The organism is Variovorax sp. R-27 (assembly GCF_049913215.1).
Classification (GTDB): domain Bacteria; phylum Pseudomonadota; class Gammaproteobacteria; order Burkholderiales; family Burkholderiaceae_C; genus Variovorax.
Window position 1 is genome coordinate 4481683 of record NZ_CP183984.1, and the last position, 21816, is coordinate 4503498.

A 21816-nucleotide genomic window follows, 5' to 3' on the forward strand; every position below is an offset into this window, starting at 1 on the left:
GCTACGCCGGTGCCGTGGGCACGGCTATTGCACAAGATCCGTTTCCCCTGCCCGTAGGCATTTCCCTCTCTCGAATGGAGTCGATCATGGTTTTTTCAATGCAGCGCGTTCAACCGGTGCGCCGGGCGATCAGCGTGGGCCTCTTTCTAGCCACCATGGGCCTGTCCGGCCTTGCGCAAGCGCAAAGCGGCACCCCCATCCGCCTGCTCGTGGGCTTCCCCGCCGGCGCCGGCACCGACGCCATTGCACGCACGCTGGGCGAAAAACTCAAGGATGTGCTGGGCGTGCCCGTGGTGGTCGAGAACCGCGCCGGCGCGGGTGGGCAGATTGCCGCAACGGTGCTGAAGTCTTCCCCGGCCGATGGCCACACGCTGTTCCTGTCGCACGACCACACCATCTCGATCCTGCCGCAGGTGGTGAAGAACCCGGGCTTCAACCCCGCCACCGACTTCGTGCCCGTGGCCGGCTTCGCCACCTTCGCCAACGTGCTGGCGGTGTCGGGCGGCACGCCGGCCAAGAGCATCGACGAGTACGTGAAGTGGGTCCGCACGCAGAAGGGCGGCAAGGAAACCATCGGCATCCCGGCGCCGGCCTCGATCCCCGAGTTCCTGGTGAAGATGATCTCGGACAAGTACAAGATCGACGTGCAACCCGCGCCCTACCGCGGCAGCGCGCCGATGACGGCCGACATGCTGGGCAACCAGATCACCGCAGGCATCGCCTCGGTGCCTGACTTCATCGAAAACCACAAGGCGGGCAAGGTGCGCATCGTGGCCTCCATCGGCGCCAAGCGCCAGGCCGTGATTCCGAACGTGCCGACCTTCACCGAACTGGGCTTCTCGAACCTGGAAGACCTGCCCTACTACGGCATCTTCGCGCCGGTGGGCACGCCGCAGCCGATCATCGACAAGTACGGCGATGCGCTGCAGAAGGTGCTGGCGATGCCTGACGTGAAGCAGAAGCTCACGACGATGGGGCTGACGGTCGGCTACGAGCCGCAGGGCCAGTTCGCGGGCCGCGTGCGCACGTACACGCAGACCTGGGAGCGGATCATCCAGGCGAGCGGCTTCAAGCCCCTCTGAACGTCTTCAGGCATTCGGGGCGCTGATGCCCCAGCGCGCCAGCGCCGCGTCGTCGGCCACGCGCGCATCGACCCAGCGGGCGCCTTCGGGCGTCTGCTCTTTCTTCCAGAACGGCGCCTGGGTCTTGAGATAGTCCATCAGGAACTCGCAGGCCTCGAAGCTCTGGCCGCGGTGCGCCGACACCACCGCCACCATCATGATCTGGTCCAGCGGATGCAGCAGCCCGACGCGATGGATCACGCGCGCGCCGAGGATGTCGAAGCGCCTGTGCGCCTCGTCGATCATGGCCTCGATGGCCTTTTCGGTCATGCCGGGGTAGTGCTCCAGCTCCATCGAGGCGACGGTGCTGCCGTCGTTGCGGTCGCGCACGGTGCCGACGAAGCTGCAGACGGCGCCCACGCGTTTGTCGCCGTCGCGCAACGCGGCAACCTCCTGCGAAAGGTCGAAATCGGCCGTCTGGATCGAAACACGCGCAACGCTCATGTCCGAATTGTGGCATCGCGATAGACTGCCGCAATGCCTTGTCCCGCCACGCTCTTCCCGGTGCCTTCGCACCCCGAAGGCCGCCGCGCGCGCCAAGGCAGCAACAAAGCCAAAAAACCAAAGCTCGTCTGACCGGAGCCGAGGTTCCGTCGTCGGATGAGCGACGGAACCTGCCAAGGTTTTTTTGGCCCTCTCATGGGTTTCGCGCGCATCGGACGGTGGTTCTTTCCATCGGTCGATTCCTGAAAGGAAACCCGCGTGCCTCATCAACAACCAAGCTCCACCACCCCTGACTTCTCCGGCTTCTGGGTGGCCCTCGTCACACCGTTCCGCGACGGCGCGGTAGACCATGCCGCCCTCGCCGCGCTGACCCGGCGGCTCGCCGACGACGGCGTGACGGGCTTCGTGCCCTGCGGCTCCACTGGCGAGGCCGCCGCGCTCGACGAGGCCGAGCAACTGGCCGTGCTCGACACCGTGCTGGCAGCGGCCGGCGGCCTGCCGGTCGTCATGGGCATTTCCGGCTACCACCTGGGCAAGGCCGCGGCCTGGGCGCGCAAGCTCTCGGAACGCCCGCTGGCGGGCCTTCTGGTGTCCGCGCCGAACTACATCCGCCCGTCGCAGGCCGGCCTGCTCGAATGGTTCCGCGCCATCGCCGATGCGAGCACGGTGCCGGTGCTGGTCTACGACATTCCCTATCGCACGGGCGTCACCATCGCCCGCGACACGCTGCTGGCGCTGGCCGAGCATCCGCGCATTCACGGCATCAAGGACTGCGGCGGCGACATGGCCAAGACGCGCGCGGTGATCGCCGATGGGCGGCTGCAGGTGCTGACAGGCGAAGACCACCAGATTTTCGGCACCATGGCCGAAGGCGGCGTGGGCGCCATCGCGGCCAGCGGAAACGTGCAGACGCGCCGCTTCGTCCGGCTGGTGCGCCTGCTTGCGGAAAACCGGCTGCCCGAGGCGCGCGCCGAATGGCAGGCGCTGCAACCGCTGGTGGAGATGCTGTTTGCCGAGCCGAACCCGGGCCCGCTGAAAGCATTGCTGGCGCACATGGGTGAAATGCGCGACGAGTTGCGCTCGCCGATGACCCGCGCGTCCGACGGCCTGCGCGAGCGCCTCGTGGCGCTGGATGCCCGGCTCAACCGCCCGTGACTGGCGGAAAGAAAGCGACTTCGCAGCCTTCGCTCAGGGTGGCGGCCTCGTCGCTCATGGCCTGATCGAGCGCCATCCGCACCGCCTTGCCGCGCGCAAGCGCGGTGGCGTAGGCGCTGCCCCTGGCGATGAGTTCGTCGCGCAGGGCCGACAGCGTTTCGGCTTGCGTGTCGACGGTTTCGCCGCTGCTGGAAAGTGCCTCGCGCACCGAGGCGAAATAACGGACCTGGACCTTCATGACGGGATTCAGCCCAGCAGCGATGCAAACGGAATGAAGTTGACGGTGTCGCCCGACTTGATCGTCTGGCCCGACGGGTTGTCGACCACGCCGTCGCCCCAGACCATCGACGTGAGCACGCCCGAACTCTGGTTGCCGAACAGGTCGAGGCCGCCGGCCGCATTGCGCCGCGCGCGCAGGAACTCGCGGCGCTTGTCGGCACGCAGCCAGTCGAAATCGGCGCGCATCTTCACCGCCTCCGGCGCGACGCGCGTGGCACCCTGCAGCGTCAGCAGAAAGGGCCGCACCAGCATCAGGAATGTGAGGAAGCTCGACACCGGATTGCCGGGCAGCCCCGTCACATGACATGCGCCCTGCCCGTTGCTGCGCGCAATGGAGCCATAGGCAAAAGGCTTGCCGGGCTTCATCGACAGCGACCAGAGCTGCAGCTCGCCAAGCGACTGCAGCGCCGCGCGGATATGGTCTTCTTCGCCGACGGAGACACCGCCGGTCGTGATGATCAGATCGGTGGCCTCAGCCGCGTTGCGCAACGCGGCGATGGTGGCTTCGCGGTCGTCGGGCACGATGCCCAGGTCGTTCACCTCGCAGCCCAGGCGGTGCAGCAGGGCCCGCATGAAGAAACGGTTCGAGTTGTAGATGGCGCCGGGCTTCATCGCGTCAGGCGCAACCTCGCCGGGCATCACCAGCTCGTCGCCGGTGGAGAGCATGGCCACGCGCGGCTTGCGGGCCACCTGCAGCTTGTGAAAGCCGACGCTGGCCGCGAGGCCGAGTGCGGCTGGCGTGAGGCACTCGCCCTGCTTGAGTACGACGTCACCGGAGGCCACGTCTTCGCCGGCACGGCGAATCCACTGCCCGGCCGCCGGAACGATGGCGATGCGCACCGAGCCCAGGCTGCCTTCCTGCGGCGTGGCCGTGGTGTCTTCCTGCATCACGACCGCGTCGGCCCCCTCCGGAATCTGTGCACCCGTGAAGATGCGCGCCGCGGTGCCGGCCGCGAGCGGCGTGCCGACAGTGCCTGCGGGAATGCGCTGCGCCACTGTCAGCTCGGCGCCCGGTGCGGCGCAGTCGGCGATGCGCACGGCATAGCCGTCCATCGCGCTGTTGTCGCGCGGCGGCACCGTGAGGCCGGAGACGAGGTCTTGCGCCAGCACGCGGCCGTCGGCGTCGAAGGTGCCGACGCTTTCGGTGGGCAGCTTCGGCTGCGCCTTCGCGAGCAGGACCGCGATGGCCTCGTCCAAAGGCATCAGCGGCGGGCGCAACGAGGAAGCGGAAAAAGGAACGGGGGATTCAGCCATGGTGATCGGGGTTGTATTCGAAGCGGTCGCCGCTGTCGATCAACCACTTCGCAATGGCCTCGGCGTCGTTGAGGTCGAACAGCGGCCGTTCGGTGGGCGACGGCAGGCCGGCCGGTGCGTCGGTGGCCACGGCGGTGACGAAGGGATCGTTGGTGTACAGCACGGGCCGCGAAGGCTCGCCCGCTTCCGGCTCGCGCCAGACCTCGATCTTGAGCACGTCGCTGTGCCGGAAGCCTTCGACCAGCACCCAGTCGGCCGCCGGGTGCACCTCGGCCAGCAACTGGTGCACGCTGAGTTCAACGGGAACTTCGAATTCGCGCATCACGGCCAGCCGCTTGTCTGACGCCACGACCACCTCGAAGGCGCCGGCCTCGCGATGGCGGTAGGTGTCCTTGCCCGGATGGTCGATGTCGAACTTGTGGTGCGCATGCTTGACCACCGACACGCGCTGGCCGAGCCGCTTGAGCGCCGGAATCAGGCGCTCGAGCAGCGTGGTCTTGCCCGCGCCCGAATAGCCGGCGAAACCGACGACCTTCATGCGGGAGCCCGGCCGTGATCAGTCACAGTTCTCTGCGATGTAGGCCTTGACGGCTTCCGCGTCGGCCGGCAGCTTGACGACGCGCTTGGGCAGCGCCTCGATGCCTTCGAACTTCTTCGGCCGCGCGGGCTCTTCGCCCAACGCCTCGACCAGCGTCGCGGCGAACTTGATCGGCAGCGCGGTTTCGAGCACCACCATCGGCACGCCGGGCGTGATCTGCTCGCGCGCGGCCTTGAGGCCGTCGGCCGTATGCGGATCGATCAGCGTGGCAAAGCGCTTCTCGGTGTCGCGGATGGTGGCCAGGCGATCGGCGTGCGTGCTGCGGCCGCTGCGGAAGCCGAAGCGCCCCGCGGCCTGCTTGAACGCCGGGTCGGCGCTCAGGTCGAAGCTGCCCTGCAGGCCCAGGTCGTCCACGAACAGCTGGCGCAGCCTGGCGGGGTCGCGGCCCACCAGGTCGAACACGAAGCGCTCGAAGTTGCTGGCCTTGCTGATGTCCATCGACGGGCTGGAGGTTTCGTGCGTATCGACGGCCGCGCGCACGCGGTACACGCCGGTGCGGAAGAACTCGTCGAGCACGTCGTTCTCGTTGGTGGCGACCACCAGCGTCTGGATCGGCAGGCCCATCATGCGCGCCACGTGGCCCGCGCAGACGTTGCCGAAGTTGCCCGAGGGCACAGTGAAGCTCACCGGCTTGTCGTTGCTCGCCGTGGCCTGGAAGTAGCCCGCGAAGTAGTAGACGACCTGCGCCAGAAGGCGCGCCCAGTTGATCGAGTTGACCGTGCCGATGCGGTACTTGCGCTTGAAGCCCAGGTCGTTCGACACCGCCTTGACGATGTCCTGGCAGTCGTCGAACACGCCGGTGATGGCGATGTTGTGGATGTTGGCGTCCTGCAGGCTGAACATCTGCGCCTGCTGGAACGGGCTCATGCGGCCGTCGGGCGAGGTCATGAAGACGCGAACGCCCTTCTTGCCGCGCATGGCGTATTCGGCCGCGCTGCCGGTGTCGCCGCTGGTGGCGCCGAGGATATTGAGCTCGGAGCCGCGGCGGGCCAGTTCGTACTCGAACAGGTTGCCCAGCAGCTGCATTGCCATGTCCTTGAAGGCCAGCGTGGGGCCGTTGGACAGGGCTTCGAGGTACACGCCGTCTTCGAGCTCGCGCAGCGGCACTATCTCGTCGGTGCCGAACACTTCGGCTGTGTAGGTCTTCGCGCAGATCGCCTTCAGGTCGGCCGGCGGAATGTCGTCGATGTAGAGCGAGAGGATCTCGAAGGCCAGTTCGGCGTACGGCAGCGCGCGCCATTTGGCGAGCGTGGCGGTGTCGACCTGCGGATACGTTTCGGGCAGATAGAGGCCGCCGTCGGGCGCGAGGCCTTCAAGAAGGATTTCGCAGAAGCGCTTGCGGTCGGGGTGGCCGCGGGTGCTCAGGTAGTTCACTTCAGCTCTTCCTTGCGGATGCGCACGATGGGTTCGAGCACGGTCGGCAACGCCTGCAGCTCGGCAATGACGTCATTGACGGTGCCTTCGCGCGCATCGTGCGTGAGGATGATGAGGTCGGTCTGCGTGGAGCCCTCGCCGCCCACTTCGTCGGCTTCGCGCTGCAGCACGGCGTCGATGCTGATACCGGCGGTGGCCAGCAGGCCAGTGACCTTGGCGAGCACGCCGGCCTGGTCGGCCACGCGCAGGCGCAGGTAGTAGCTGGTGACGACTTCCGACATCGGCAGCACCTTCAGGTCGCTCATCGCGTCGGGGTGGAAGGCCAGGTGCGGCACGCGGTGCGCGGCGTCGGCGGTGTGCAGGCGGGTGATGTCGACCAGGTCGGCGATCACGGCGCTGGCCGTAGGCTCGCTGCCGGCGCCCTTGCCGTAGTAGAGCGTGGTGCCGACGGCATCGCCGTGCACCACCACCGCGTTCATCGCTCCTTCGACGTTGGCCAGCAGGCGCTTCGACGGCACGAGCGACGGATGCACGCGCAGCTCGATGCCCTTGGCGGTGCGCTTGGTAACGCCAAGCAGCTTGATGCGGTAGCCCAGTTGTTCGGCGTACTTGATGTCCTGCGCGGCGAGCTTGGTGATGCCTTCGATGTGGGCCTTGTCGAACTGCACCGGAATGCCGAAGGCAATGGCGCTCATCAGCGTGACCTTGTGGCCGGCGTCGACGCCTTCGATGTCGAAGGTCGGGTCGGCTTCGGCGTAGCCCAGGCGTTGCGCCTCCTTGAGCACGGTCGCGAAGTCCAGGCCCTTGTCGCGCATCTCGGACAGGATGAAGTTGGTGGTGCCGTTGATGATGCCGGCCAGCCACTGGATGCTGTTGGCCGTGAGGCCTTCGCGCAGCGCCTTGATGATCGGGATGCCGCCGGCCACCGCAGCCTCGAAGGCCACCATCACGCCCTTGGCGTGCGCGGCCGCGAAGATCTCGGTGCCGTGCACCGCGAGCAGCGCCTTGTTGGCCGTAACCACGTGCTTGCCGGCCGCGATGGCCTCGAGCACCAGTTGCTTGGCAATGCCATAGCCGCCGATGAGCTCGATGACGATGTCGATGTCGGGGTTGGCGATGACTTCGCGCGCGTCGCTGACCACCTTGACGCCTTCGCCGACCACGTCGCGGGCGCGGGCGGTGTCGAGGTCGGCCACCATGGTGATCTCGATGCCACGGCCGGCGCGGCGCTTGATTTCTTCCTGGTTGCGCTGGAGCACCTTGAAGGTGCCGCTGCCGACCGTGCCTGCGCCGAGCAGGCCTACTTGGATGGGTTTCATTGGGAGAGTCGCGTTCATGGTTTGGATGGGGTGGCTGACGGCGTGGAAGTCACGACGCGGCTGACGTAGCGGGGCAAGGTCCAGGCGCCGCCGGCAAAGCCGCGGCACATGCCGTCGCCTGTGGAGCCGGTGCGCACGAAGTCCTTGCCGTTGAAATGCCAGGTCTCGCTCGACCAGCAGTCGCCGATGCCTCGGCCTTTCATGGCAGAGGTGACGCTGCCTTCCTTCTCGTCGAAGTCGCCATTCGCCTCGATGGACACCGGCGCATAGGGCGGTTTGTCGTTGGCGATCCAGAGCAGGCTGGAATAGTTGTAGGCGCCCATACCGCAGCCCAGCGACAGCAGCACCTTCCGGTCGGTCAGGCGCGAGACGGTCAGCGACTTGGCGTTGATGTCTTCGCGGTTGTTGCAGTCTTCCTTGGCGCTGTCCAGCTTCAGGAACGGGAAGATGCGCGCGGCGAGTGCGTCGTCGCCGGGGTACGCCTTCGGCGGCACGACCACGTTCACGACGGGGGCCGTCACCGGCGGCAGCACCGAAGACTCGGGCTTGCTGCCGCGGCGCACCAGCGCACCCGGCGTGCCGACGCGGCCCTGGGCCTCGTCCATCTTCAGCAGCACGGCGTTGAGGCCGGCGAGCGAAAGGGTCCACTTCTTGCCGCCGCTGGCGGTCACCGTGGCGTCGTCGCCCTTGAGCAGCTCGGGCAGGACGGTGCGGGCCTGGCTGTCGTCGAAGCTGGCGGTGCCCGCAGCCAGGCCCGAGACGGTGGTCTTGCCGACCTTGAAGCGCAGCGGGCCCTTGACGCCGTCGTCATCACCGATCTGCAGCTGGATGTCTATTGCCGTGCCGGGCCCGGCCTTGCGGGTGATGAGCATCGACACCGGCTCGCTCGCCCCGCTTTCCGGCTGGTAGCCGGCGGCGCGGCAGGTGCGCGTGTTGTCGCAGGCCAGCTCCCAGTCGTTGTGCGAGAACGAGACAAGCTCCTTGTCGGCAGCTCCGGCGGACAACGCGGCGAGCGACAGCGCCGCAGCAGCGATGCAGGCAGATTTCATGAGCGCGACTTGCGGCGCAAACGGTACTGCTCCAGGAACTTCGCGATGCGGTTGATGGCCTCGCGCAGGTCGTCTTCATGGGGCAGGAACACGATGCGGAAGTGGTCCGGCGTGGCCCAGTTGAAGCCGGTGCCCTGCACCAGCATCACGCGGGTTTCCTTCAGCAGCTCGAGGAAGAACTGGCGGTCGTCCTCGATCGGATAGACCTCGGGGTCGAGCTTGGGGAACATGTAGAGCGCTGCGCTCGGCTTGACGCAGCTCACGCCCGGGATGGCGGTGATCAGCTCGTAGGCCAGGTCGCGCTGGCGGCGCAGGCGACCGCCCTCGCACACGAGGTCGTTGATGCTCTGGTAGCCGCCGAGCGCGGTCTGGATGGCCCACTGGCCCGGCACGTTGGCGCACAGGCGCATGTTCGAGAGCATGTTCAGGCCCTCGATGTAGTCCTGCGCGCTGCGCTTGTCGCCCGACACCACGAGCCAGCCGGCGCGGTAGCCGCACGAACGGTAGCTCTTGGACAGCGAATTGAAGGTGAGCGTGAGCACGTCGGTCGACAGGCTGGCAATGGCCGTGTGCTTGACGCCGTCGTACAGCACCTTGTCGTAGACCTCGTCGGCAAAGATCACGAGGCCGTGCTCGCGCGCGATGGCCACGATGCTCTTGAGCAGGTCGTTCGAGTACAGCGCGCCGGTCGGGTTGTTCGGGTTGATGACCACGATGCCCTTGGTACGCGGCGTGATCTTGGCGCGGATGTCGTCGAGGTTGGGCATCCAGCCGTTGGCTTCGTCGCACAGGTAGTGCACCGGCGTCCCGCCCGACAGGCTCGTGGAAGCAGTCCACAGCGGGTAATCAGGGGCCGGCAGCAGCAGTTCGTCGCCGTCGTTGAGAAGCGCGTTGGTGGACATGGCGATCAGCTCGCTGGCGCCGTTGCCGAGGTAGATGTCGTCGAGGGTGACGCCCGCAATGCCCTGCTTCTGCGTCTCGTGCATCACCGCCTTGCGCGCGGCGAAGACGCCCTTGCTGTCCGAATAACCGGCCGAGGTGGGCAGGTTGCGGATCATGTCCTGCTGGATTTCCTCGGGGGCATCGAAGCCGAACACGGCCAGATTGCCGATGTTGAGCTTGATGATCTTCTGGCCGTCTTCTTCCATCTGCTTGGCGGCGTCCATGATGGGACCGCGGATGTCATAAAGAACGTTGGCCAGCTTGGCCGATTTCTTGAGCTGCTTCAAAAGGCCCTCCCGGGCGCGGGTTACGGAGTTGCTTGGATGCGCTTGATGCGGGGTCACCGCGGAGTCAAAGGCCCTTGCGAGCCCCGTGGCACTAGGGAAAACCTATAATTTGACCACAGTTCCCAGTGCCCAGATGAAGCTCCAGCCCGACAAATCCGACGCTCAGTCCCTCACCGCACACGGCCCCGGCTGGGTGGCAATCAACAACGAAAAAGTCGAAGGCAGCGTAGTGGTTGGCTCGCGCGGCGAGCGCTTCGAATGGAATTGTTCAAGCTTCGATCAGCTCGGCGCCGAACATTTCGCGCAATTGGCGACCCTGGGTGCGGAATTGATCATTTTCGGCAGCGGAAACCGTATCCGCTTCCCCCAGCCCGCATGGCTGAAGCCCCTGATGGCGCAGCGCACTGGCGTCGAGACCATGGACACCGCGGCGGCCTGCAGAACCTACAACATCCTGGCCGGAGAAGGCCGGCACGTGATTGCCGCCCTGCTGGTCGAGAGCCCGGTGGGTGGCTGAGAGAGGTATTTTCGGGGTAAAATACCGGGTTGCGAACAGGCCCGCTACCCCAAAGTTAGCAACGACCAATCCTCCATTCCTTGAGCAAGTCCCGTCCGAAACGGGACGAGAGGGCTCGGGAACGGAATCTAACGGAGAAAACAAGTTTCATGGCGATCGTTGTCAACAAACCCATTCCTGAATTCGACGCCAACGCCACGGGCGGCCTCAAGGTCTCGAATACCTCGCATCTCGGCCACGTGCTGGTCATGTATTTTTACCCGAAAGATAACACTCCGGGTTGCACCACCGAAGCCATGCAGTTTCGCGACCGCTACAAGGACTTCGAAAAGGCCGGTGCCACGGTGTTCGGCGTGTCCCGCGACAACATGAAGTCGCACGACGAATTCAAGGCCAAGCTCGAGCTGCCCTTCGAGCTCATCGCCGACACGGAAGAAAAGATGTGCCACATGTTCGGCGTGGTCAAGAACAAGATCATGTACGGCAAGAAGGTCAAGGGCATCGAGCGCAGCACCTTCCTGATCGGCGCCGACGGCATCCTGAAGGCCGAATGGCGCGGGCTCAAGGTTCCCGGCCATGTCGACGACGTGCTCAAGGCCGTCAAGGCGCTCAAGAAAGCTGCCTGACCGCCGCCCGGCGAGCCGGCCGTGCACTTTTCCGCTCTGGCGTGGGGAATGCCCAACGCAGCGCGTAAAGAGCCTCCGACTCGTCATCTGCGGTGTGCATAATGGTTTCATGCCGTTGAGCTCCACGACCGCATCCCCCGAACAAAGCCGCCTTGGTCTTCAGGCGGCTTTTTCGTTTTCTGGTTCCCACTTTCTGCGAGCGATCTGACACATGCCACTGCCCCCCGCCCCCACGAAACGCGCTGCATTGCTCTCGCCGGACGCACTCGATGCGCCTGCCCGGTCCTCGCACAGGGGCTCGCGCCGTTCCGGCGATTCGCGCGCTGACGAAGCCACGGTGCACAGCCCGCAGCCGCTGGAATTGTTCGACAGCCTCGGCACTGAAGGCGCCGGCGGCGCCACCACACGCCCGACGCGCCGGGCCAGATCCAAACCTGCGCCGGCACCGGCGCCCGTGAGCGCACCGCAGCCGGAGGCCATGGTGCAGGTCGAGACGAGGAAGGCGCCGGTCGTCGAAGTCACCCCGGCTCCCGCCCCCGCGCCGCAATCGCCGACGCGCCCCAAACGCAACAAGTCCACCGGCCCGGCCAAGCTGTTCGTGCTCGACACGAACGTGCTGCTGCACGACCCCATGTGCCTGTTCCGCTTCGAGGAGCACGACATCTTCCTGCCGATGATCGTGCTCGAAGAACTCGACGGCCACAAGAAAGGCACCACCGAAGTCGCGCGCAACGGCCGCCAGACCAGCCGCACGCTCGATGCGCTGGCCGGCGCCCAGGACGCCGACATCGACAAGGGCCTGAAGCTCGACACCACTGGCCATCGCGAAGCCGGCGGCCGGCTGTTCTTCCAGACCGCCCCACTCGACTACTCGCTGCCGATCAGCCTGCCCCAGGGCAAGGCCGACAACCAGATCCTCGGCGTAGTGCACGCGCTGCGCGACGAGTACGCCAAGGACCGCCCGGGCAAGCCGAAGCAGGAAGTGGTGCTGGTGTCGAAAGACATCAACATGCGCGTCAAGGCGCGCGCGCTGGGCCTGGCCGCCGACGACTACCAGAACGACAAGACGCTGGAAGACGGCGACCTGCTCTACGCCGGTTCGCTCGCACTGCCGCCCGACTTCTGGACCCGCCAGAGCAAGACGGTCGAAAGCTGGCAGAGCGGTAGCAACACCTTCTACCGGATCAGCGGTCCGTTGGTGCCCAACCTGTACATCAACCAATTCGTGTACTTCGAGGCACCCGGCGAGCCGAGCATGTACGCCCGCGTCACCGAAATCCGCGACAAGACCGCGGTGCTCAAGACGCTCAAGGACTACAGCTCGGGCAAGAACGCGGTCTGGGGCGTCAACACGCGCAACCGCGAGCAGAACTTCGCGATGAACCTGCTGATGGATCCGGAGATCGACTTCGTCACGCTGACCGGCACCGCCGGCACCGGCAAGACCCTGATGGCACTGGCTTCCGGCCTCACGCAGGTGCTCGACGACCGCCGCTACACCGAGATCATCATGACCCGCGCCACCGTGAGCGTCGGCGAAGACATCGGCTTCCTGCCCGGCACGGAAGAGGAAAAGATGGGCCCCTGGATGGGCGCGCTCGACGACAACCTCGAGTTCCTGGCCAAGGGCGATGGCGGCGGTGCCGGCGAGTGGGGCCGCGCGGCCACCAACGAGCTGATCCGCAGCCGCATCAAGGTCAAGAGCATGAACTTCATGCGCGGACGCACCTTCCTCAACAAGTACGTGATCATCGACGAGGCGCAGAACCTCACGCCCAAGCAGATGAAGACGCTGATCACCCGTGCCGGCCCCGGCACGAAGATCATCTGCATGGGCAACCTCGCGCAGATCGACACGCCGTACCTGACGGAAGGCTCCTCGGGCCTGACCTTCGCGGTCGACAAGTTCAAGGGCTGGCCGCACGGCGGGCACATCACGCTGGCGCGCGGCGAACGATCGCGTTTGGCGGATTTCGCAAGCGACGTGCTCTAGAACCAGCGGCACCGGCCGACACAAGCCCGCGCATGCTCCCCGGAGCATCGCGGGCTTTTTTTCGCCCGCCATGACAGGCTACTGACAAGACGTTGTCAGTAGGCGGCTCGCACCATCAGGGCTCCTTCAACCGACACGAAAGAGAGCCCCAGAATGCAAAAACAGAACGCCATCAGCTGGTTCGAGATTCCGGTCGCCGACATGGACCGCGCCCAGGCCTTCTACGAAACCGTGCTGGCCCGCAAGCTGCGCCGCGAGAACTTCGGCGGCGAGACGCTGGCCGTGTTCCCCTACGACGATCCCGCCACGGGCGGTGCCCTGCAGGCCGGTGCCAACGCCGGCGCGGGCATCCGCATCTACCTCGACTGCAACCCCAGCATCGACGCCGTGCTTGCGCGGGTCGAAGCCGCCGGCGGGCAGATCGTGGCGCCAAAGTCTGCGCTGCCGCCCGGCATGGGCTTCATCGCCCACATGCGCGACACCGAGGGCAACGAAGTCGGCTTGCACGCGCTGGATTGATCCCGTCATGACACAACGCAACTGGATTGCCGTGGCCAGCGCCGAGCACGCGCGGCTCGGCCGCGACCACCGGCCGCTCGGCTTCATGCAGGTCGGCCACGGCAAGCATTCGCCGCTCAAGCGGCTCTCGGCGGGCGACCGCGTCGCCTACTATTCGCCGTCCACGGTGTTCGGTGGCACGGATAGGCTGCAGAGCTTCGTGTCGATCGGCGTCGTGCAACCCGGCGAGCCGTATGAGTTCGACATGGGCAACGGCTTCGTGCCGTGGCGGCGCGACGTGAGCTATGCAGCCGGGCACGAGGCGCCGATCGCACCACTGATCGAGCGCCTGGCCTTCATCGAGAACCCCAAGCAATGGGGCTACAAGTTTCGCTTTGGCATGTTCGACGTCACCGACGCCGACATGAAGCTGATCGCGCAGGCGATGAAGGCCGATCTGAAAACACTGTCGCTTTGAGGAGAAGCCCCCATGGAACCTACCCGCCAACACCAGGATGCCTTTCACGTCGCGGGCCTCACCATCCGCACCACCAACCGCGAGGAGAACGAGCCCGCAACCGCCCGCATCGGCAAGCTGTGGGGCCGCTTCTTCGGCGAAGAGACTTACGCATCGACGCCGGACCGCACCGGCGACGCTCGTATCTTCAGCGTCTACTCGGCCTACGAATCCGACGCCCACGGCGCCTTCGACGTGACGGCGGGTGTCGCCGTCTCGGGCAGCGAGGGCAGCCGCGCCGTCGAGGCAGGCGACTATCTCGTGTTCACCGGCCAGGGAGAGATGCCGCAGATGGTCATCGCCACATGGCAGCGCATCTGGCAGTATTTCGAGGCGCACCCGGAAGTCGCGCGCCGCTACCGCAGCGATTTCGAAGCCTACGAAGGGCCGGACAAGGTGGCGATCCACATCGGAGTTTCATGAGCCCCAAGAAGAGCTGGCGCGACCGGCTGGCCAGCTACCCTCACCTGCCGAACGTCAAGGAGATTCCCGCCGCCATGCGCTCCCGGCGCGGCGAAGGGACCATCGCCACGCCGTCGCCGCGGGAGGTCGAAGCTGCGATGCGCAGCATTCCGGAAGGCCGGCTCGCAACGGTGATGGGCATCGGCGAGGGCATCGCGCTGCGCCACCAGGCGACCATCGGCTGCACCGTGACCACGGCGATCTTTGCGCACATGGTCGCGCATGCGGCCGAGGAGGCAGAGGGGACGGAAGAACGAACGCCCTACTGGCGCACCCTCAAGATCGGTGGCGAGCTCAATGCCAAGTACCCCGGCGGCATCGAGGCGCAGATGTCGAAGCTCGAAGGCGAAGGCCACACGGTTGTGCAGCGCGGCAAGCGCTACTTCGTCGAAGACTTCGCGAAGAAGCTCACCGGAACACGCTGATGCGCCGCGCAGACCGCCTGTTCCAACTCGTGCAGCTCATCCGCGGGCGCCGGCTGACCACGGCCGCGTTCCTGGCGCAGCGCCTCGAAGTGTCGGAGCGCACCGTGTACCGCGACGTGGCCGATCTGCAGCACCAGGGCGTGCCCATCGAGGGCGAGGCAGGCGTGGGCTACCGGCTGGGCGCGGGCTTCGAGCTGCCGCCGCTGATGTTCACGCAGGACGAGGCCTCGGCCCTGGTGGCCGCAGCGCGGCTCGCGCAGAGCTGGGTCGATCCGGCACTGGCACGCGACATCGAGACCGGGCTGGGCAAGATCCTGTCGGTGCTGCCGCCGGCGGCGCGGGTCTCGGCCGAGGCACTGGCGCTCTACGCACCTGCAATGGGCCTGGACGACACCTTGCGCGCGCGGCTGCAGACGCTGCGCGAGGCGGTGCAGTCGCACAACAAGCTGCTGCTGCAGTACCACGACGTATCGGGCGATGCCAGCGAGCGCACGGTGCGGCCGCTCGGCTGCTTCTATTGGGGCAAGGTCTGGACGCTCTCGACCTGGTGCGAGCTGCGCAATGACTTCCGGGGTTTTCGCCTGGATCGCATGGATGCGATCACGGTGCTGCCCGAGCGCTTTCGTGACGAGCCGGGCAAGACGCTGGCCGACATGCTGCGGCAGTTGAAGGCCGAGACGGAGCAGGGCAAGGTGGTGCCCCAGGAGCCGCCGGCCTTGCCGCCCTGGTCCGGCAACGGCGCCAGCTGACGGCCTTCCGCGCCGGCTCAGTACTCGTCGTTGTGGCTGTAGCCCACCAGGTTCTCGAACTTGGTGATCGGCTTCAGGAAGGCCAGCTTGATGGTGCCTGTCGGGCCGTTCCGGTGCTTGCTGATGATCACCTCGGCCACGCCCGGCTCCTTCGACTCCTTGTTGTAGTAGTCGTCGCGGTAGATGAACATGATGATGTCCGCGTCCTGCTCGATGGCGCCGGATTCGCGCAAGTCGCTCATCATGGGGCGCTTGTCGGTGCGGCTTTCAACGCCGCGGCTGAGCTGTGACAGCGCGATCACCGGGCACTTCAGTTCCTTGGCCAGCATCTTCAGGCCGCGCGATATTTCGCCCACGGCGGTGGCGCGGTTTTCGTCGCCCGAAGTGCTGGTCGACATCAGCTGCAGGTAGTCGACCACGATCAGGCCCAGACGCCCGTACTGGCGCGCGAGGCGGCGCGCGTTGGCGCGCAGTTCGCTGGTCGAGAGGCCCGGCGTTTCGTCGATGTGCAGCGACACGGTGCGCAGCTTCTCGATGGCCTCGGTCAGGCGCGGCCACTCTTCGTCGCTGAGCTTGCCGGTGCGCAGGTGACCCTGGTCGATGCGGCCGATGGAGCCCACGATACGCACCGCCAACTGCGCGGCGCCCATTTCCATCGAGAACACCGCCACCGGCAGACCTTCTTCAAGCGCCACGTGCTCGGCGATGTTGATCGCGAGCGACGTCTTCCCCATCGAGGGACGAGCAGCCAGCACGATCATGTCGCCCGGCTGCAGGCCCGAGGTCATCTTGTCGAAGTCGTTGAAGCCGGTGCGCACGCCCGTGATGTCGTTCGGGTTCTCGGCCATTTCCGTCACGCGGTCGAGCAGTTCGACCACCAGGGCATCCATGCTCTGGAAGCCCTGCTTCATCCGCGTGCCTTCTTCGCCGATGTTGAAGATCTTCTGTTCGGCTTCGTCGAGGATCTTGTCGACCGCCTTGCCCTGCGGGTTGAAGGCGTTGGTCGCGATCTCGTCGCTGGCGGAAACCAGTTTGCGCAGGATCGAGCGCTCGCGCACGATCTCGGCGTAGCGGCGGATGTTGCTCGCGCTGGGCACGTACTGCGCGAGCGAATTCAGGTACACCAGCCCGCCGATGTCGTCGGCCTTGCCGAGGTTCTGCAGCTGCTCATAGACGGTGATCACGTCGGCCGGCTTGCTGGCGTTGATCAGCCCGCCGATGGCGGCATAGATCAGCTTGTGTTCGTGGCGGTAGAAGTCGCCGTCGACCAGCAGGTCGCCCATGCGGTCCCAGGCGCCGTTGTCGAGCAGCAGGCCGCCGAGCACGCTGGATTCGGCCTCGATGGAATGAGGCGGAATGCGCAGTTGGGCAACCTGGCGATCGGCCGACGGGTCATTGTCGGCATAGGAGAAAACGGCGGACATGGACTTCCCTTGCAACCCTGCATGCTAAGCCGCGCGCGCCGATGCGCGTGTGGACAAGGTTGTGAATAAACGGTGATCTTCCAGTGCAATCGACTGGAAAACTCAGGCGCAGAAAAAGAAAAGCCGCCCGAAGGCGGCTTTTGCTGCAGCGCACAGGCGCTGTGGACGATCAGGCGGTTTCGCCGTAGACCGTCACGGTGATGTCGACCACCACGTCGGTGTGCAGGGCCACGCTCACGGTGCTGTCGCCAACGACCTTGATCGGACCGTTGGGCAGGCGCACTTGCGACTTGGCAACCTTGTAGCCTTGCTTGCCCAGTTCTTCGGCGATGTCGCCGTTGGTGACCGAGCCGAACAGACGGCCGTCGACGCCAGCCTTTTGCGTCAGCTTGATGGTCGTGCCACCGAGCTTTTCGCCTTGAGCTTGCGATTCGGCCAGCTTGGCGGCCGCAGCCTTTTCGAGTTCGGCGCGCTTGGCTTCGAATTCGGCCTTGTTGGCGGCGGTGGCGCGGCGGGCGCGGCCCGTCGGGATCAGGAAGTTGCGTGCGTAGCCGTCCTTGACCTTGACGATGTCGCCCAGGCCGCCGACGTTGACAACCTTGTCCAGAAGAATGATTTGCATGGTGTCGACTCCTTAGACGCGGTGCTGGTCGCTGTACGGCACCATGGCCAGGAAGCGCGCGCGCTTGATGGCGGTGTTCAGCTGGCGTTGGTAGATCGCGCGCGTGCCGGTCAGGCGGGCGGGGATGATCTTGCCGTTTTCGCTGATGAAGTCACGCAGCGTGTCGATGTCCTTGTAGTCGATTTCCTCGACGCCAGCGACGGTGAAGCGGCAGAAGCGCTTGCGCTTGAACAGCAGCGACTGGGTGTTGCGCTTCGGGCGCTTGTCTTTGTTGAATTTCTTGAACGTGGCCATTTGGGGACCTCTTGTCGAAAATTAATCTTGCTGAAAATCCTGGATGTGCAGGACCGGATGCTTGCCGTTGCCCGGTGTCGCGAGAAAGCCCTGAAAACGCCAGAGACTTCCCATCGACTGCTTTGCGAGCCGTTCGGCGATGGCGCCGAAGGCAACGGCCTTGAGGGCCGTCTTCACCTGCCTGGGTTTACCTGCCTCCTGAAGCGTCGACTCGTGTTCGAGCTTCAGGTCTATGGCGGGCAAGCCGGCTGGTGTGAATCGCAATGCTCCGAGTTCGGCAACGGAGGCGGTCAGCAGAAGCTGGTTGACCCCGGTTGCCGCAGCGGCAGCAGTCACGCCATCAGTTGTTGTTGGCGGCGTATTCGGCCTGCTGGGCCTTGCGAGCCTCTTCGCGCTCGACCGTCTTCATCATCGACGAAGGACCGGTTTCGGCCTTCTTCTTCTGAACGGTCAGGTGGCGCAGCACGGCGTCGTTGAACTTGAACGCGTGTTCGAGTTCGCCCATCACGGTTTGCTCAGCTTCGATGTTGACGCACAGGTAGTGGGCCTTGTTGAGCTTGTTGATCTGGTAAGCCAGCTGACGACGGCCCCAGTCTTCAACGCGGTGGATCTTGCCGCCGCCGGCCGTGATCAGGCCCTTGTAGCGCTCCAGCATGGCCGGAACTTGTTCGCTCTGATCCGGGTGGATCAGCAAAATGATTTCGTAGTGACGCATGGCACTCCTTGTGGATTCTTCCGAAGAAGAGGAAAAGCCACCTGCAGCGTCGGGCGCAGTGTGGCAAGGCAAAGCCGGCGATTATAGCCCTGTAGCGCGCACTTCGGCAAGTCACCTCAGTCGTTGAGGGCCTTGTCCAGGGCAGCGGCCTTCTCTGGGCCCACCGCGGCGCGGATCTTGGGCGCCAGCGCCAGGAGGTCTTCGTAGCTCGTCGTGCCCTCGACCTGCAGGTTGAGCCGGAAGCCCATCAGGCCCAGGCCGCCGGTGAGTTGCGTGGCGATGGGATAGGCGTCCTTGTAGCGCTGCTGCTTGCTGCGCCCGGAGGAGCCCACAGCGGGAGCAGCGGGTGCGGCCGGCGCGACCGGTTTCGCCACTGCCTCAGCGGATGCGCCTCCGGCGGCCGGCGATGCTGCGCTGCCCTCCGCCGGCTCGAGCAGGCCCAACGCCACCATCTGGTCGATGTCTTCGCGGGCAATGCCCATGCCGTTGGCCAGCACCTCATCGACCGAGCGCTTGCCGTCGAACAGGATGAAGGCCGAGCGCTGGCGCGGCGACAGAGGGACCGAGCGGTCCTTTAGAACCTGATGGCCCGTTTGCGTCTTGACAAGAATCATGGTGGTCTTCCCTTCCGGGATGCGCCCGTGAATCTCACAAGTCTGGCATCAATTACGCAATTCGTTTCAATAACACCCCACCGTCGCGGGAATCCCCCCATGGGGATTTCCGCAATCCGGGCTTCAGCGCTTGGCGAGTTGCTGCCAGGTGTCGATCACGCTGTCGGGGTTCAGGGAGATCGATTCGATCCCCTCCTCCGCCAGCCACAGCGCGAAGTCCGGGTGGTCGCTGGGGCCCTGGCCGCAGATGCCAACATACTTGCCCTCGGCCTTGCAGGCCTTGATGACGCGGCTCAGCAGCGCCTTGATGGCCGGATCGCGTTCGTCGAAGTCGGCTGCCAGCAGCTCAAGGCCCGAGTCGCGGTCCAGACCCAGCGTGAGCTGGGTCAGGTCGTTCGAGCCGATCGAGAAGCCGTCGAAGAATTTCAGGAACTCCTCGGGCAGGATGGCGTTGCTCGGCACCTCGCACATCATGATCAGCTTGAGGTCGTTCTCACCGCGCTTCAGGCCATGCTCGCCCAGCAACGTGGTCACGCGCTCGGCCTGGCCCAGGGTGCGCACGAAGGGCACCATGATCTGCACGTTGGTCAGGCCCATGTCGTTGCGCACGCGCTTCAGCGCTTCGCACTCCATGGCGAAGGCCTCGCCGAAATCGGCGCTCAGGTAGCGTGCGGCGCCACGGAAGCCCAGCATCGGGTTTTCTTCTTCCGGCTCGTAGCGGCTGCCGCCGATCAGCTTGCGGTACTCGTTCGACTTGAAGTCCGAGAGGCGCACGATGACCTTCTTGGGCCAGAAGGCCGCCGCGATGGTCGCGATGCCTTCGGCAACCTTGTCGACGTAGAAAGCGCGCGGCGAGGCGTGGCCGCGGGCCACCGACTCGACGGCCTTCTTCAGGTCGTTGTCGACGTTCGGGTAGTCGAGGATCGCCTTCGGGTGCACGCCGATGTTGTTGTTGATGATGAACTCGAGCCGCGCGAGGCCCACGCCGTGGTTCGGCAGCTGCGCGAAGTCGAAGGCGAGCTGGGGGTTGCCCACGTTCATCATCAGCTGGATGTCGATCTCGGGCATCACGCCGCGCTGCACTTCAGTCACTTCGGTTTCGAGCAGGCCGTCGTAGATGAAGCCGGTGTCGCCCTCGGCGCAGCTCACCGTGACCAGCGTGCCGTCCTTCAGCAGATCGGTGGCGTCGCCGCAGCCGACCACGGCCGGAATGCCCAGTTCGCGCGCGATGATGGCCGCGTGGCAGGTGCGCCCGCCGCGGTTGGTGACGATGGCGGCGGCGCGCTTCATCACCGGTTCCCAGTTGGGGTCGGTCATGTCGGTGACGAGCACGTCGCCGGCCTGGACCTTGTCCATCTCGCTGATGTTGTGCACCAGCCGCACGGGGCCGGTGCCGATCTTCTGGCCGATGGCGCGGCCTTCGGCCAGCACCGCGCCCTTGCCCAGCAGCTTGTAGCGCTGCTCGGCCTTGCCCTGCTGCTGGCTCTTCACCGTTTCCGGGCGCGCCTGCAGGATGTAGAGATGACCGTCGGTGCCGTCCTTGCCCCACTCGATGTCCATCGGGCGGCCATAGTGCTCTTCGATGACCAGCGCGTACCTGGCGAGTTGCTCGACATCGGCGTCGCTCAGCGAGTAGCGGTTGCGCTGCTCGGCCTTGACGTCGGTGGTCTTCACCAGCTTGCCGGTCGCCTTTTTCTCTTCGGGCGTGGCGAACTCCATCTGGATCAGCTTGGAGCCGAGGTTGCGGCGGATGACGGCCTTCTTGCCGGCGCGCAGCGTCGGCTTGTGCACGTAGAACTCGTCAGGGTTCACGGCGCCCTGCACCACCGTTTCGCCCAGGCCGTAGCTGGAAGTGATGAACACCACGTCTTCGAAGCCAGACTCGGTGTCGATGGTGAACATCACGCCGGCGGCGCCGAGGTCGGAGCGCACCATGCGCTGCACGCCGGCCGACAACGCGACCACGTCGTGCTCGAAGCCCTTGTGCACGCGGTAGCTGATGGCGCGGTCGTTGTAGAGGGAGGCGAACACCTCCTTCATCTTGTGCAGCACGTCATCGATGCCGACCACGTTCAGGAAAGTTTCCTGCTGGCCCGCGAAGGAGGCGTCGGGCAGGTCTTCGGCGGTGGCCGACGAGCGCACGGCGAACGAGGCGGCCGGGTTGCCGGCACTCAGCGTGGCAAAGGCTTCGCCAATGGCTTTCTGCAGGTCGGCCGGGAACGGCTGGGCCTCGACCATGGCGCGGATCTCGGCACCGGCGGTGGCCAGCGCGCGCACATCCTCGGTGTCCAGCGCGGCGAGCCGCTTGCTGATCTTGTCGGCCAGGCCGTCGTGGGCGAGGAACTGGCGGAATGCGTGCGCCGTGGTCGCGAAACCGGTGGGCACCCGCACGCCCTGCGGCAGCTGCGAGATCATTTCGCCGAGGCTGGCGTTCTTGCCGCCAACCGCCTCGACGTCGGTCATTCTCAGGTTTTCAAACGGTACGACCAGGGCGGTCGCGTCGAAAAGTGCAGACATGGGGAAGCTCCAGAAGTTGAA

General features: G+C 65.7%; 25 protein-coding genes. 10 read left to right on the top strand and 15 right to left on the bottom strand.

Annotation, left to right across the window (positions count from 1 at the left end; genetic code table 11):
* The first annotated feature begins 86 nt into the window (after positions 1–86).
* Complete coding sequence (locus ACN9MV_RS21060; protein WP_093051835.1) at positions 87–1082, top strand: Bug family tripartite tricarboxylate transporter substrate binding protein; 996 nt, start codon at positions 87–89, stop codon at positions 1080–1082.
* Positions 1083–1088: 6 nt separating this feature from the next.
* Here ACN9MV_RS21060 and ACN9MV_RS21065 read toward each other — a convergent pair whose 3' ends face one another.
* On the bottom strand, positions 1089–1565 hold the full coding sequence (locus tag ACN9MV_RS21065; RefSeq protein WP_426389304.1) for a molybdenum cofactor biosynthesis protein MoaE: 477 nt from the start codon (positions 1563–1565) through the stop codon (positions 1089–1091).
* A 258-nt stretch (positions 1566–1823) separates the two neighbouring features.
* Here ACN9MV_RS21065 and dapA point away from each other — a divergent pair, with 258 nt between their 5' ends.
* Positions 1824–2720: a 4-hydroxy-tetrahydrodipicolinate synthase gene (gene dapA / locus ACN9MV_RS21070; protein WP_426389306.1), complete on the top strand. Its 897-nt coding sequence runs from the start codon at positions 1824–1826 to the stop codon at positions 2718–2720.
* Here the strand turns inward: dapA and moaD are convergent.
* Genes moaD through ACN9MV_RS21105 form a run of 7 tightly spaced genes read right to left on the bottom strand, consistent with a single transcriptional unit; the run spans position 2707 to position 9822 of the window.
* On the bottom strand, positions 2707–2958 hold the full coding sequence (gene moaD, locus ACN9MV_RS21075) for a molybdopterin converting factor subunit 1 (RefSeq protein ID WP_426389308.1): 252 nt from the start codon (positions 2956–2958) through the stop codon (positions 2707–2709). The two genes, dapA and moaD, sit on opposite strands and share 14 nt — an antisense overlap.
* An 8-nt stretch (positions 2959–2966) precedes the next feature.
* On the bottom strand, positions 2967–4253 hold the full coding sequence (gene glp / locus ACN9MV_RS21080; protein WP_426389310.1) for a gephyrin-like molybdotransferase Glp: 1287 nt from the start codon (positions 4251–4253) through the stop codon (positions 2967–2969).
* A complete protein-coding gene (mobB, locus tag ACN9MV_RS21085; RefSeq protein ID WP_426389312.1) occupies positions 4246–4791 on the bottom strand; it encodes a molybdopterin-guanine dinucleotide biosynthesis protein B in 546 nt (181 codons plus the stop codon). The genes glp and mobB overlap by 8 nt, the downstream gene beginning before the upstream one ends.
* Before the next feature lie 18 nt (positions 4792–4809).
* A complete protein-coding gene (thrC, locus tag ACN9MV_RS21090; RefSeq protein ID WP_354339361.1) occupies positions 4810–6225 on the bottom strand; it encodes a threonine synthase in 1416 nt (471 codons plus the stop codon).
* The gene (locus ACN9MV_RS21095; protein WP_426389314.1) at positions 6222–7544 is read right to left on the bottom strand and encodes a homoserine dehydrogenase; all 1323 of its coding nucleotides are present in this window, start codon (positions 7542–7544) and stop codon (positions 6222–6224) included. Before ACN9MV_RS21095 ends, thrC begins: the two co-directional genes overlap by 4 nt.
* Positions 7545–7558: 14 nt before the next feature.
* Positions 7559–8593, bottom strand: coding sequence for a DUF1176 domain-containing protein (locus ACN9MV_RS21100; RefSeq protein WP_426389315.1), 1035 nt, complete (start codon positions 8591–8593; stop codon positions 7559–7561).
* On the bottom strand, positions 8590–9822 hold the full coding sequence (locus ACN9MV_RS21105; protein ID WP_093051067.1) for a pyridoxal phosphate-dependent aminotransferase: 1233 nt from the start codon (positions 9820–9822) through the stop codon (positions 8590–8592). The genes ACN9MV_RS21100 and ACN9MV_RS21105 overlap by 4 nt, the downstream gene beginning before the upstream one ends.
* A 133-nt stretch (positions 9823–9955) precedes the next feature.
* Between ACN9MV_RS21105 and ACN9MV_RS21110 the strand changes: the two genes are divergently transcribed.
* The 8 genes from ACN9MV_RS21110 (at position 9956) to ACN9MV_RS21145 (ending at position 15609) form a co-directional block, all read left to right on the top strand.
* Positions 9956–10339 (top strand): Mth938-like domain-containing protein, encoded by a 384-nt coding sequence (locus ACN9MV_RS21110; protein WP_093051070.1) that lies wholly within the window; start codon positions 9956–9958, stop codon positions 10337–10339.
* Between the two features lie 149 nt (positions 10340–10488).
* Positions 10489–10965 (top strand): peroxiredoxin, encoded by a 477-nt coding sequence (locus tag ACN9MV_RS21115; RefSeq protein WP_007830801.1) that lies wholly within the window; start codon positions 10489–10491, stop codon positions 10963–10965.
* Between the two features lie 211 nt (positions 10966–11176).
* A complete protein-coding gene (locus ACN9MV_RS21120) occupies positions 11177–12958 on the top strand; it encodes a PhoH family protein (RefSeq protein ID WP_307615051.1) in 1782 nt (593 codons plus the stop codon).
* A 153-nt stretch (positions 12959–13111) separates the two neighbouring features.
* Positions 13112–13477, top strand: a complete 366-nt coding sequence (locus ACN9MV_RS21125; RefSeq protein WP_426389317.1) for a VOC family protein — start codon at positions 13112–13114, stop codon at positions 13475–13477.
* Between the two features lie 7 nt (positions 13478–13484).
* Positions 13485–13934: an EVE domain-containing protein gene (locus tag ACN9MV_RS21130; RefSeq protein ID WP_093077671.1), complete on the top strand. Its 450-nt coding sequence runs from the start codon at positions 13485–13487 to the stop codon at positions 13932–13934.
* 12 nt (positions 13935–13946) lie between these two features.
* Complete coding sequence (locus tag ACN9MV_RS21135) at positions 13947–14396, top strand: GyrI-like domain-containing protein (RefSeq protein WP_093051082.1); 450 nt, start codon at positions 13947–13949, stop codon at positions 14394–14396.
* Entirely contained in the window at positions 14393–14860 is a 468-nt protein-coding gene (locus ACN9MV_RS21140) for a 6-O-methylguanine DNA methyltransferase (RefSeq protein WP_426389318.1), read from the top strand. Before ACN9MV_RS21135 ends, ACN9MV_RS21140 begins: the two co-directional genes overlap by 4 nt.
* Entirely contained in the window at positions 14860–15609 is a 750-nt protein-coding gene (locus ACN9MV_RS21145; protein ID WP_426389319.1) for a helix-turn-helix transcriptional regulator, read from the top strand. Before ACN9MV_RS21140 ends, ACN9MV_RS21145 begins: the two co-directional genes overlap by 1 nt.
* A 17-nt stretch (positions 15610–15626) precedes the next feature.
* Here ACN9MV_RS21145 and dnaB read toward each other — a convergent pair whose 3' ends face one another.
* The 7 genes from dnaB to ppsA all read right to left on the bottom strand — a co-directional run bounded on the left by dnaB (position 15627) and on the right by ppsA (position 21795).
* Positions 15627–17033 carry a replicative DNA helicase gene (gene dnaB / locus ACN9MV_RS21150; RefSeq protein WP_093051090.1) on the bottom strand — a complete coding sequence of 469 codons (1407 nt, stop codon included), beginning with the start codon at positions 17031–17033 and terminating at the stop codon, positions 15627–15629.
* Positions 17034–17202: 169 nt separating this feature from the next.
* On the bottom strand, positions 17203–17655 hold the full coding sequence (gene rplI, locus ACN9MV_RS21155; protein ID WP_093051094.1) for a 50S ribosomal protein L9: 453 nt from the start codon (positions 17653–17655) through the stop codon (positions 17203–17205).
* 12 nt (positions 17656–17667) lie between these two features.
* Positions 17668–17949, bottom strand: a complete 282-nt coding sequence (gene rpsR / locus ACN9MV_RS21160) for a 30S ribosomal protein S18 (RefSeq protein ID WP_007830781.1) — start codon at positions 17947–17949, stop codon at positions 17668–17670.
* A gap of 21 nt (positions 17950–17970) precedes the next feature.
* Positions 17971–18285, bottom strand: a complete 315-nt coding sequence (gene priB / locus ACN9MV_RS21165) for a primosomal replication protein N (RefSeq protein WP_093051097.1) — start codon at positions 18283–18285, stop codon at positions 17971–17973.
* Positions 18286–18289: 4 nt separating this feature from the next.
* Positions 18290–18664, bottom strand: coding sequence for a 30S ribosomal protein S6 (gene rpsF, locus ACN9MV_RS21170; protein WP_093051100.1), 375 nt, complete (start codon positions 18662–18664; stop codon positions 18290–18292).
* 116 nt (positions 18665–18780) lie between these two features.
* Positions 18781–19278, bottom strand: a complete 498-nt coding sequence (locus ACN9MV_RS21175) for a hypothetical protein (RefSeq protein ID WP_307615046.1) — start codon at positions 19276–19278, stop codon at positions 18781–18783.
* A 123-nt stretch (positions 19279–19401) separates the two neighbouring features.
* Complete coding sequence (gene ppsA / locus ACN9MV_RS21180) at positions 19402–21795, bottom strand: phosphoenolpyruvate synthase (RefSeq protein WP_093077679.1); 2394 nt, start codon at positions 21793–21795, stop codon at positions 19402–19404.
* Positions 21796–21816 lie beyond the last annotated feature (21 nt).

Bases quoted from the DNA above. Each gene is read 5' to 3' on its own strand.
- ACN9MV_RS21060 (WP_093051835.1), top strand. From the start codon at position 87: ATGGTTTTTTCAATGCAGCGCGTTCAACCGGTGCGCCGGGCGATCAGC.
- ACN9MV_RS21065 (WP_426389304.1), bottom strand. From the start codon at position 1,565: ATGAGCGTTGCGCGTGTTTCGATCCAGACGGCCGATTTCGACCTTTCG.
- moaD (WP_426389308.1), bottom strand. From the start codon at position 2,958: ATGAAGGTCCAGGTCCGTTATTTCGCCTCGGTGCGCGAGGCACTTTCC.
- glp (WP_426389310.1), bottom strand. From the start codon at position 4,253: ATGGCTGAATCCCCCGTTCCTTTTTCCGCTTCCTCGTTGCGCCCGCCG.
- mobB (WP_426389312.1), bottom strand. From the start codon at position 4,791: ATGAAGGTCGTCGGTTTCGCCGGCTATTCGGGCGCGGGCAAGACCACG.
- ACN9MV_RS21095 (WP_426389314.1), bottom strand. From the start codon at position 7,544: ATGAAACCCATCCAAGTAGGCCTGCTCGGCGCAGGCACGGTCGGCAGC.
- ACN9MV_RS21100 (WP_426389315.1), bottom strand. From the start codon at position 8,593: ATGAAATCTGCCTGCATCGCTGCTGCGGCGCTGTCGCTCGCCGCGTTG.
- ACN9MV_RS21110 (WP_093051070.1), top strand. From the start codon at position 9,956: ATGAAGCTCCAGCCCGACAAATCCGACGCTCAGTCCCTCACCGCACAC.
- ACN9MV_RS21115 (WP_007830801.1), top strand. From the start codon at position 10,489: ATGGCGATCGTTGTCAACAAACCCATTCCTGAATTCGACGCCAACGCC.
- ACN9MV_RS21120 (WP_307615051.1), top strand. From the start codon at position 11,177: ATGCCACTGCCCCCCGCCCCCACGAAACGCGCTGCATTGCTCTCGCCG.
- ACN9MV_RS21125 (WP_426389317.1), top strand. From the start codon at position 13,112: ATGCAAAAACAGAACGCCATCAGCTGGTTCGAGATTCCGGTCGCCGAC.
- ACN9MV_RS21130 (WP_093077671.1), top strand. From the start codon at position 13,485: ATGACACAACGCAACTGGATTGCCGTGGCCAGCGCCGAGCACGCGCGG.
- ACN9MV_RS21135 (WP_093051082.1), top strand. From the start codon at position 13,947: ATGGAACCTACCCGCCAACACCAGGATGCCTTTCACGTCGCGGGCCTC.
- ACN9MV_RS21140 (WP_426389318.1), top strand. From the start codon at position 14,393: ATGAGCCCCAAGAAGAGCTGGCGCGACCGGCTGGCCAGCTACCCTCAC.
- ACN9MV_RS21145 (WP_426389319.1), top strand. From the start codon at position 14,860: ATGCGCCGCGCAGACCGCCTGTTCCAACTCGTGCAGCTCATCCGCGGG.
- dnaB (WP_093051090.1), bottom strand. From the start codon at position 17,033: ATGTCCGCCGTTTTCTCCTATGCCGACAATGACCCGTCGGCCGATCGC.
- rplI (WP_093051094.1), bottom strand. From the start codon at position 17,655: ATGCAAATCATTCTTCTGGACAAGGTTGTCAACGTCGGCGGCCTGGGC.
- rpsR (WP_007830781.1), bottom strand. From the start codon at position 17,949: ATGGCCACGTTCAAGAAATTCAACAAAGACAAGCGCCCGAAGCGCAAC.
- rpsF (WP_093051100.1), bottom strand. From the start codon at position 18,664: ATGCGTCACTACGAAATCATTTTGCTGATCCACCCGGATCAGAGCGAA.
- ACN9MV_RS21175 (WP_307615046.1), bottom strand. From the start codon at position 19,278: ATGATTCTTGTCAAGACGCAAACGGGCCATCAGGTTCTAAAGGACCGC.
- ppsA (WP_093077679.1), bottom strand. From the start codon at position 21,795: ATGTCTGCACTTTTCGACGCGACCGCCCTGGTCGTACCGTTTGAAAAC.